The sequence below is a fragment of the Pararhizobium sp. PWRC1-1 genome, from assembly GCF_049897905.1.
In the GTDB taxonomy this organism is placed as follows: Bacteria; Pseudomonadota; Alphaproteobacteria; order Rhizobiales; family Rhizobiaceae; genus Pararhizobium.
This window is the reverse complement of sequence record NZ_JAFCXE010000057.1, coordinates 1-4258: the sequence shown is the minus strand read 5'-3', so window position 1 is coordinate 4258 and position 4258 is coordinate 1. Positions and strand designations below refer to the sequence as shown.

General features: G+C 58.3%; 3 protein-coding genes and 1 pseudogene. 3 read left to right on the top strand and 1 reads right to left on the bottom strand.

The features are described from left to right. Positions 1-292 precede the first annotated feature (292 nt). From ACP7E0_RS34755 to ACP7E0_RS34745, 3 genes are read left to right on the top strand one after another with little or no spacing between them, the layout of a single operon-like run. Positions 293-1690, top strand: a complete 1398-nt coding sequence (locus ACP7E0_RS34755; protein WP_426131895.1) for a DUF3300 domain-containing protein — start codon at positions 293-295, stop codon at positions 1688-1690. Positions 1691-1713: 23 nt separating this feature from the next. After that, complete coding sequence (locus ACP7E0_RS34750) at positions 1714-2676, top strand: DUF2950 domain-containing protein (protein WP_426131894.1); 963 nt, start codon at positions 1714-1716, stop codon at positions 2674-2676. A gap of 40 nt (positions 2677-2716) precedes the next feature. Further along, a complete protein-coding gene (locus tag ACP7E0_RS34745; protein ID WP_426131892.1) occupies positions 2717-3913 on the top strand; it encodes a hypothetical protein in 1197 nt (398 codons plus the stop codon). Positions 3914-3993: 80 nt separating this feature from the next. Here ACP7E0_RS34745 and ACP7E0_RS34740 read toward each other — a convergent pair. Next, positions 3994-4122 (bottom strand): annotated as a pseudogene (locus tag ACP7E0_RS34740) (DNA starvation/stationary phase protection protein); the annotation flags it as partial. Positions 4123-4258 lie beyond the last annotated feature (136 nt).

Genomic DNA, 4258 nt, shown 5'->3' with positions numbered 1-4258 from the left:
GCTCGTCAGGCTCATAACCTGAAGGCCGCAGGTTCAAATCCTGCCCCCGCAACCAAATTGATACCCACAACAAAAAAGCCCGCTGAACAGAGATGTTCGCGGGCTTTTCTGCGTTCAAAGGCATATTTGCGAGTTACTGGGTGCCGGTGGCGTATCGGCATCATCGGGATTTCTGACGGTAAATGCCACTAAACTCTGGTGGCCGCTTGTGAAAGTTCACTTGCGGTTGAAGAAGATGGCGCTAATGTGTGACGACTGGGACAAGTTTTTGAACACATAAGGGATTGCCGGTATGTCGCGAACTTATGGATTGCTCCTTGCTACGGGCGTTTGCCTGATGACCCTTGCAGGGGCCTTTTTCACACCTAGCCTCGTTTCAGCCGCCCGCGCGCAGGAGACCGCTGCTGCCGATCCGGCGGCGGCCGGGGACGATACACCGGCGCCTTTGAGCGAGGACGAGCTCGAAGTTCTTGTCGCCCGCATCGCGCTTTATCCCGACGAGCTGGTCGCGGTCGTTTCATCTGCCTCGCTCTATCCGCTGCAGGTGGTCGAGGCGGCGCGTTACCTCGATGATCTCAAGAAGGACCCCAAGCTCAAGCCGAAGGCAAGCTGGGACGGTAGTATCATCTCGCTGCTGAACTATCCGGATATCGTCAAGATGATGAGCGAGGATTTGGACTGGACGCAGTCACTCGGCGAGGCGCTGTCCTATCAGCAGAAGGATGTGTTGATCGCCATCCAGCAGCTCCGCGACAAGGCGGTAGCCGACGGGATCATCAAAACCGACGACAAGATCAAGGTGAGCCAGGAGAATGACAATGTCGTCATTGTCTCTACCAACCCGGAAAAGATCTATGTGCCGCAATACGCACCGGAAATGCTGTATGAGCCGGGCTATGCCGCAGCGCCCATCGCCTACTATCCGGACCCCTATCCGAACTACTATTACCCGACGGCGACCTTCTTCGCCGGGGCCGTCACCGGTGCGATCTGGGCTTCCGTGGTTGACTGGGACGACTGGGGTGTCTGGGGCGGCCGCTGGCGCGGTGATGTCGATATCGACTGCAACAACTGCTTCAACAATATCAACGGACGGGTCAACATCAACGACATCGACTGGAAGAATGTCGATCGCAGCAAGATCAAATTCGACAAGAACCAGTTCAGCAAGTTCGACAACACGTCGTTCAAGAACAGCCTCAAGGCGGATAACCGCAACAATATCAGGGCGAAGGCCAATGCGATCGGCAACGACCGCACCGCCAATATTCGTAACAATGCGGGAAACATCAGCGTCAATGATGTCCGCAAAAGCAAGATCGACGCCGACAGGATCAACCGGGACAAAATCAATGCAAACCGGCCCGGCGGCGGCAAGATTGGTAACGCTGCAGGCAACAGGCCGGGCCAGGCAATCCAGAACCGCAAGCCCGACGGTGGCAATCTGAACAAGCCGGCAGGCAACATCAAGAAGAAGGCCAATTTCGACCGTCCTGTTTCAAGGCCGAAGCCGGCTGCCCGGATCGATAACCGGCCGAAAAAGCCATCCGCATTGGGGCGCGTCGACAGCGGCCGGCGTGCGCAGATACAGTCCAACCGCGGCAGGCAGGCCATGGGTGGCGGCAATCGCGGTGGAAACCGGGGCGGCGGACATCGTGAAATCCATCGCGGCGGCGGCCGTCATCGCTGACCACAGGAACAAGGAAGACAGTCATGACCATGTCAGTCAAAAACATGCTCCTGGGTTCGGTGTTTGCCGCGGCACTTATGGGGTTTGCCATTGCTCCGGTTGTATCTTTTGCCGCCGCGCCCTCTGAGGCGGGCATCATTTCAGGCTTTGCGTCTCCAAACGATCCGCCGGTCTTCGATACGCCGGAACAGGCGGTCGATGCCTTCAAGGCAGCGCTTGCAGCCGACGACTTCGACAAGCTGGCAACGCTGCTCGGGCTTGACCCGGCGAAAGCCAGGGCGGGCGAAGGGGTGATGGACACCTATGCCGAAATTCGCGACGGCGCGAAGAAGCAGGTTGCCGTGCAGGATGTCGAAGGCCGCAAGATCCTCGATATCGGCGACAAGCTCTGGCCTTTGCCATTCCCCATCGTCAAGGGCAAGGACGGCAAGTGGTCTTTCGATACCTATGCCGGGTTCGAGGAGATCATCAACCGCCGTGTTGGCGAGAATGAGTTGCAGGCGATTGCGACGATGCGGGCCTATCTCGATGCGCAGAAGGACTATGCGTCTGCCGATCACGATGGTGACGGTGTGCTGGAATATGCACGGAAGCTGATCAGCACCGATGGCAAGACTGACGGGCTCTACTGGTCCGCGGATCTGGGGGCAGGCGATAGCCCGGCGGGCGATGCATTCGAAAACGATGCGGTGCTGAGCAAGGCGAAGGCAGGGGCAGGGTATTTCGGCTATCGCTACCGAATACTGACCAGCCAGGGTCCGAACATTGCCGGCGGCAAGTTCGACTACATCATCAACGGCAACATGATCGCCGGGTTTGCGCTGATCGCCTGGCCGATCCTGTATGGCGAAACCGGTGTTCAGACGTTCGAGGTCAATGCCAATGGAACGGTCTATCAAGCAGACTTGGGGACAGACACCGGGAAGATCGCAGCCAGCATCGGGACATTCAACCCGAACGACAATTGGGAAGTGACCGGGGATTGAACTGTTTCCGTCATGAGTGCCAGCGCGATGAGAGGATTGCATGACGGATAGACGGGCAGGCACCCCGGAGAGGGTTGTAGAGTTTCTAGCCGCGCATGGCGGTCCATTCTATGAACTCCAGCATAGGCTGCGCCTGCTGCATGACCACGCGCTGAAGGCCGGGCAGCGGGCGCTGATCTTTATCGGCCTTGCCTGGTTTGTTCCATTTCTGCTCTCTCTGCCGCAGAGCCTATCGCTGGATTCCGCCAGTGGGCTGACCTATCTGGCAGACCTCGGTGCCTGGGGTAAGTTCTTCATTGCCATCGGTGCGTTCGTTTTATCGGAACAGCAGATCGAGCAGCTGCTGCGCGACAAGCTGCGGCAGGCGGCATCGGCGCCGGTGATTGCACCAACGTCCTTTGCCGCTGCCGCACGCGCTGTCAATCAGGCATTGAGGCAGCGAAACTCCCGCATCGCGGAAATTGTCTGTCTTGCCCTCGGTATTTTCGCAGGGCTGATCGCCATCCGCCATCAGTATACCGTCGACAGGTCATCCTGGGCTGTTGTTTCGTCTCCTGCCGGTAACTCCATCACCCTGGCGGGGTGGTGGACGTTGATCGTCAGTGTGCCGCTGTTCTGGTTTTTAGTGCTGAGGGGTCTGTGGCGGCATTTCGTCTGGTCGCTTCTGCTGCGAAAGATCGCCCGGTTGGAGCTTCGGCTGGTTTCGACGCATCCGGACGGCAAGGGCGGGATCGGCTTTCTTGCCGATTATCCAAATGCCTGCATCATCTTCGTTTTCGGCATCAGCTGCGCTGTGGCGACTGCCGTTGCCAGGAATGTCCACGAGGCGACGCCGCCGTTGAGCCATATCGGTATACTGATGGGCGGCTGGCTGCTGATCGTGCTCGGGCTTTTTGCCTATCCTCTCGGGGCCTTTTCCAAACCGCTAACCGAACTGAAGAAGGCCTCCATGGCCAAACTGACTGCACAGGCGACGCTGTTTCAGCGTCTGACCGAGCGCAAGGTGATCGGCAGCAATATTGCCGCAAACAGCGCTTCGGAGGCGGAAGAGGTTCAAGATATAGCCGATCCCGCCAAGCAATATGACGCGACGAAGAAGCTATCGGCCTTGCTGCTTACCCGGTCCGCATTGCTGCCCGTTTCGGCCGCCGCGCTGCTGCCCTTCGCAGTTCTGGCCGCGACGAAAGTACCCTTCAAGGAAGTCTTGTCGCTGGTGAAAAAGCTGTTGCTGCTGTGATCGCGCCGGGCCACTGATCGCATCGGCCATTCTTGCCGCAGGGCGAGATGACGGGGGAGAACCCGTCATCCGGTTTTAGATCAGGAATTGCCCTTGCGGCTGGTCTCGAACAGGAACCAGACGCGCTGCACGGATTCGTCAATCCAGTTTTCCAGAAGGCTGGTGCTGGCGACGTCGCCATGCTCGTCGCAGAGGGACCGGGTCTCGCGCATGCGGGCGAGAAGATCGTGAGCGTCCGGCTAGCGGATTTTGCTGATCGGGCAAATCGGGCGATGTTCTGGCATTAGAACCAGCATTAGTGCTGACATTAATGCCAGATCGAAGAGGTTGCATGGCTCGAATGGA